Here is a 4781-nt window from a genome sequence, read left to right on the forward strand (position 1 = left end):
GGGCCCTCGTTGCTGTCGGGGCCTGCGGCGAAGAACACATAGCTCGGGTTGCTCGCCAGCAGCTCCGGCACCCGTTGTGGGTTGGCCTGGGCCCAGGCGTGGATGCTGCCCATGGTCACGTCTTCTTTCTTCAACTGGCCCTGGTCCACCAGCCAGCGGCCGATCGGTCGGTAGGGGTGGCCGTTCTGGTCGGCGTAGCCCAGGCGCAGCTGGCGGCCGCTCTCCAGTTGCACGCGACCGGAGCCCTGGATCTGCAGGAACTGCAGGTCCATCGGGTCGGTCAGCCAGGCCAGCACCGGCGCCTTCACACCCTGGCGGTTGATCACTTCGGCGGTGTCGTAGGGCTTGAGCACACGACCTTCGATACGGCCGCGAAGGCGTTTGCCTTTGAGCTCCGGGTATACGCTGGCCAGGTCGACCACGATCATGTCGTCGGGAGGGCCGTAGACGGGGACCTGGGCTTGTGCCGTGCGCGTCAAGCTGCCTGGGTAGACCGGTTCGTAGTAACCGGTGATCAGGCCGTTGGCGTTGTTCTCGGCGGAGCGCAGGCCGTAGACCTGCAGGTTCTGTTGCAGGAAGGCACGTATCTGGGCCGGATCGCCCGGCACCGCAGCCGCCGCGCTGCACGTCGCAGCCCAGACCGCGTCGCGCTTGAGTTTCTCGCAGCCGTTGCGCCAGGCCTGGAAGCCTGCGACCAGGTCGCTGTCAGTGACGCTCGGCAAATCTTGCCAGGTGGCACCGGCATAGGTGGCGATGGCGTGCGGCTCGGGCTTGGTGCCCTCGCCGCCGTTGCAGCCGGCCAGCAGGGCCAAGGCCGGGAGCACCCAGGCGAGAGGGCGCAAAGCAGATTTCATAAGCGGGGTCCTGTTATGGGCGGAGATGAACATTCGCCCTTGTCTTTTGTGTGGCTATTGGTCTTTGCCCGACGGGCGGCGATACTGGCGACCCGTTCATGCAGGCCGAAGAGACCGTGATGTTCAAGCGATTGACCGTAGTGCTGCTCGCCACCCTGACGCTGACCGCTTGCGAGCGTGTCGATCCGAACTCGCCATTGGGCCAGCGCAAGGCAATCTTCAAGGACATGCTCAAGACCAGCGAAGACCTGGGCGGCATGTTGCGCGGCCGCTTGCCGTTCGATGGGGCGAGGTTCGCCGAGGGGGCGGTAAAGCTCGATACCCTGGCCCACGAGCCCTGGCAGCACTTCCCGCAGGCTCGTGACGGGGGAGATAGCAGCGCCCGGCCTGAGGTCTGGGAGCGCCAGGCGCGTTTTCATGACCTGGCCCGCCAGCTCGAGAGCGTTACCGGCGAGCTGGTCGGTGTGACCCGCAGCCAGCCATTGGATGCTGCTGGGCTGAAGGCACCGATGGACCGCGTCGAGGCTGCGTGCAAGGCCTGTCATACCGAGTTTCGCAATCATTGATGATCTGCAGTGCCCTGAGTGGGAGCGACCGCGTTTGCCGCTGGCCTCAGCGCTCGAGTTCGTCGACCGCTTCCTGCAGTTCCTTCTTGGCGTCGGCGAGCTTTTCCTTGCGCTTGTTGATCTTCTCCGAGTCGCCCTTCTTCATGGCCTTGTCCAGGTCCTTGGTGCGCTGGTTCACTTCATGCCGGGCGTCGAGCACCTTCTGCTCGCGCTCCTTGCGCAGGCTGCTATCGGTGCAGTTGGCCGTGACTTCGCTCAGGGCTTTTTCCAGGCCTGCGACCTGGGCATTGTTGTTGTGCGCGCGGGCTTCGCTCAACTGGTTTTCGATGGCGCTGCGCTTGGCGGCGCAGCCGGTCAGGCCGGGCTCGGGCTGGGCGGCCTGCAGGGGGCCGGCGGCCAGGCCGACGGCAGCCAGCAGAACGAGCGTGGAAACTGATTTCATGAACTAGAGCCTCTTTTCAGGGCAGGGCGGCAAAAAGGGAAATCCTGCCCTGATTTTGCCCATTTGGAAACCGCAATGGACTGATCGCTGGCAAGATGAGGAAAGTGCCTACGTAATCAGTGCATTACACGGACTTGCAGTAATTTCTGGAAACGAAAAAGCCCCTGTCGATCACTCTCCAGGGGCTTTTGTCAGGCCGGGTGTTTACAGGCCGGCGGCGTCGCGCAGGGCGGCGGCGCGGTCGGTGCGCTCCCAGGTGAAGGTGGTGAAGGTGTCGTCACCCACGGTCTTCTGCTGCGGCTCACGGCCGAAGTGACCGTAGGCAGCGGTCTCCTGGTACATCGGGTGCAGCAGGTCGAGCATGGTGGTGATCGCGTAGGGGCGCAGGTCGAAGCACTCGCGCACCAGCTGGATGATCTTGTCGTCGGACACCTTGCCGGTACCGAAGGTGTTGATCGAGATGGAGGTCGGCTGGGCTACGCCGATGGCGTAGGAGACCTGGATCTCGCAACGTTCGGCCAGACCTGCTGCGACGATGTTCTTGGCCACGTAGCGACCGGCGTAGGCGGCGGAGCGGTCGACCTTGGACGGGTCCTTGCCGGAGAACGCGCCACCACCGTGACGGGCCATGCCGCCGTAGGAGTCGACGATGATCTTGCGGCCGGTCAGGCCGCAGTCGCCCACCGGGCCGCCGATGATGAAGTTGCCGGTCGGGTTGATGTGGTACTGGGTGCCCTTGTGCAGCAGTTCGGCCGGCAGGGTGTGCTTGACGATGAGCTCCATCACCGCTTCCTGCAGGTCTTTCTGCGACACTTCAGGGTTGTGCTGGGTCGACAGGACCACCGCGTCGATGCCGACCACCTTGCCGTTCTCGTAGCGGCAGGTGACCTGGGACTTGGCGTCCGGGCGCAGCCACGGCAGCAGCTTGGACTTGCGCGCTTCGGCCTGACGCTCGACCAGACGGTGCGAGAAGCAGATCGGCGCAGGCATCAGCACTTCGGTTTCGTTGCTGGCGTAGCCGAACATCAGGCCCTGGTCGCCTGCGCCCTGGTCTTCCGGCTTGGAGCGGTCGACGCCCTGGGCGATGTCCACCGACTGCTTGCCGATGATGTTCATCACGGCGCAGGTGGCGCCATCGAAGCCGACGTCGGAGCTGTTGTAGCCGATGTCGATGATGACCTTGCGCACCAGGTCTTCCAGATCGACCCAGGCCGAGGTGGTGACTTCGCCGGCGATGATGGCGACACCGGTCTTGACCAGGGTTTCACAGGCTACGCGGGCGTATTTGTCCTGGGCGATGATGGCGTCCAGGACCGCGTCGGAAATCTGGTCGGCGATCTTGTCCGGATGCCCTTCGGACACGGACTCGGAAGTGAAAAGGGAGTATTCGCTCATCTCGAGGGGTTCCTAAAATTTACCGATGTGTGTGTCGCCAGCGGCCCGCTGGAAATGGCGGACCTGAATCTGGAAACCGTTACGCAAGCCAACATAGAGGCTGTCCCCGGGGGTCAGCCCCGCAGCATTGGCCCAACGGGCCAGGTCGTCCTGCTCGAAGCCCAGCCAGAGGTCGCCGCAGGCGTCCCGCGCCCACCCCTGGTCATGGCTGCACAGCTCGGTGACCAGCAGGCTGCCGCCCGCCTTCACCCGTTTGGCCAGCAGGCGCAAGGCCAGGGCCGGGTCGCTGAAATGGTGCAGGACCATGTTCAGCACAACGCAGTCGGCTTCCACATCCGTTGCACCCAGTGCATCGGCCAACTGCAGGATTACATTATCCAGGCCTTCACGTTCGCAGACCTGGCGCGCCAGCTCGAGCATGGTCGGGCTGTTGTCCATCGCCGTGACCTGGGCGAAGCGCTGCGCCAGGTCGGGCAGGAAGCCGCCATCGCCGGGGCCAACCTCCAGGGCGCTGGCGTCGCTGCCAAAGCTCAGCTTGTCGAGCAGGGACAGCAGGCTTTCGCGGTATTGCGGCACGCCAGCGATCAGGTCCTGCTGGGCACGGAATTTTTCTTCGACGCGCTGGAAAAAGTCTTGGCTGGTGGCCGCGCGGCGCTGCTGCACCTGGGCAATACGCGCCTGCACATCGTCCGGCAGGGCCAGTTCGTCGACTTCTTCGAGCAGGGCCGCGTGCAGGCGCCCGCCCTGGCGCAGGCTGTCGGGCAGGGCGCGGCGATAGAAGATCGCATTGCCTTCACGGCGCGTGGCCACCAGTTCGGCCTGGGCCAGCACCTTGAGGTGGTGGCTCATGCCGGACTGGCCGATGTCGAAGATCTGCGCGAGCTCCAGTACGCCGAACGAGTCGCTGGCCAGGGCGCGCAGGACATTCAGGCGCAGCGCATCGCCACTGGCCTTGCACAGGGCAGCCAGTGCGTCGCTTTGCTGGGGTATCGCTTGCGCACGCAGGTTCATGGGGCGGCAGTCTAGACAGGCATCGTTGCCCTGGCAAGGCAATATCAAAAAGTTTTGATATTGCCTGATGGGTGGCTGATGCCTGGCTCCGGGGGCTGTGTGGGCGGGTTCACTCGCGCAAAGCATGACGCCGGTCCCCCGTTTTTTACCCGAAGTGCCAGCCAATCACAGGAAAAATCCCCGACTGCGACCATCCGTCATTGCCCCCAAGGCCCCCAGTGGGCGAAAATGGCCGCCTTTTTTCGTTTCACCACTTATTCAAGCCTCAGGAGATAAGCGATGCCCAGCCGTCGTGATCGTGCCAACGCCATTCGTGCCCTCAGCATGGATGCCGTGCAAAAGGCCAACAGCGGCCATCCAGGTGCCCCCATGGGCATGGCGGATATCGCCGAAGTGCTTTGGCGCGACTACCTCAAGCACAACCCGAGCAACCCGAATTTCGCCGACCGTGACCGCTTCGTGCTGTCCAACGGCCATGGCTCGATGCTCATCTATTCGCTGCTGCACCTGACC

The 4781-nt window shown here is 64.0% G+C and carries 5 protein-coding genes and 1 pseudogene; 2 read left to right on the plus strand and 4 right to left on the minus strand.

Going from position 1 to position 4781, the window contains the following annotated elements:
• Positions 1–854, minus strand: an 854-nt coding sequence (locus VA602_RS05255) for an MltA domain-containing protein (RefSeq protein WP_323452677.1), incomplete at its 3' end; no start/stop codon positions are given.
• A gap of 119 nt (positions 855–973) precedes the next feature.
• On the opposite strand from VA602_RS05255, the gene VA602_RS05260 reads away from it, so the two are divergent.
• Positions 974–1420 (plus strand): c-type cytochrome, encoded by a 447-nt coding sequence (locus tag VA602_RS05260; RefSeq protein ID WP_063546902.1) that lies wholly within the window; start codon positions 974–976, stop codon positions 1418–1420.
• 46 nt (positions 1421–1466) lie between these two features.
• Here the strand turns inward: VA602_RS05260 and VA602_RS05265 are convergent, their stop codons facing one another.
• From VA602_RS05265 to VA602_RS05275, 3 genes are all read right to left on the minus strand, one after another.
• The gene (locus tag VA602_RS05265; RefSeq protein WP_323452678.1) at positions 1467–1862 is read right to left on the minus strand and encodes a DUF1090 domain-containing protein; all 396 of its coding nucleotides are present in this window, start codon (positions 1860–1862) and stop codon (positions 1467–1469) included.
• A gap of 204 nt (positions 1863–2066) precedes the next feature.
• Positions 2067–3257 (minus strand): methionine adenosyltransferase, encoded by a 1191-nt coding sequence (gene metK / locus VA602_RS05270; RefSeq protein ID WP_054894817.1) that lies wholly within the window; start codon positions 3255–3257, stop codon positions 2067–2069.
• Positions 3258–3269: 12 nt separating this feature from the next.
• Complete coding sequence (locus tag VA602_RS05275; protein ID WP_151926012.1) at positions 3270–4268, minus strand: metalloregulator ArsR/SmtB family transcription factor; 999 nt, start codon at positions 4266–4268, stop codon at positions 3270–3272.
• Between the two features lie 279 nt (positions 4269–4547).
• Between VA602_RS05275 and VA602_RS05280 the strand changes: the two are divergent.
• Positions 4548–4781 (plus strand): annotated as a pseudogene (locus tag VA602_RS05280) (transketolase); the annotation flags it as partial.

It is taken from the genome of Pseudomonas machongensis, from assembly GCF_034961125.1.
Lineage (GTDB): Bacteria > Pseudomonadota > Gammaproteobacteria > Pseudomonadales > Pseudomonadaceae > Aquipseudomonas > Aquipseudomonas machongensis.